Annotated in this window: 1 protein-coding gene; it reads right to left on the bottom strand. The window is 67.0% G+C overall.

The window, feature by feature from the left end; all coding sequences use genetic code 11:
* Positions 1-275, bottom strand: a 275-nt coding sequence (locus K3A85_RS17910; RefSeq protein ID WP_225207870.1) for a hypothetical protein, incomplete at its 3' end; no start/stop codon positions are given.
* Positions 276-282: the final 7 nt, after the last annotated feature.

Below are 282 nucleotides of genomic sequence, written 5' to 3'. Positions count from 1 at the left end.
ATCCTGGCTCTGAGCATCTCGTTGGCTTCGTCCGCGTCGGGCGCCACCATGAAGCGCCGCCGCATTTCGGTCTGCTGCGCCTCGGCTTCGTGCTGGAGCACACCGACCGCGGCAATCCTGCGTTCGTTGGCGTGGAACACCTGCGCCAGCATCTGCCTCTGCCGGTCGCGGGACGAAAAGCCTTCGATGATCGGAGTGACCAGCAGCGCCAGCACGCCCGCCACCGCGACGACGAGGATCAGGACCGCGACGAGTCGGCGCTCGCGCGTCGACATCTGTCTC

It is taken from the genome of Novosphingobium huizhouense (assembly GCF_020179475.1).
Lineage (GTDB): Bacteria > Pseudomonadota > Alphaproteobacteria > Sphingomonadales > Sphingomonadaceae > Novosphingobium > Novosphingobium huizhouense.
The sequence above is the reverse complement of the archived record's forward strand: the minus strand, read 5'-3'. Positions and strand labels throughout refer to the sequence as shown.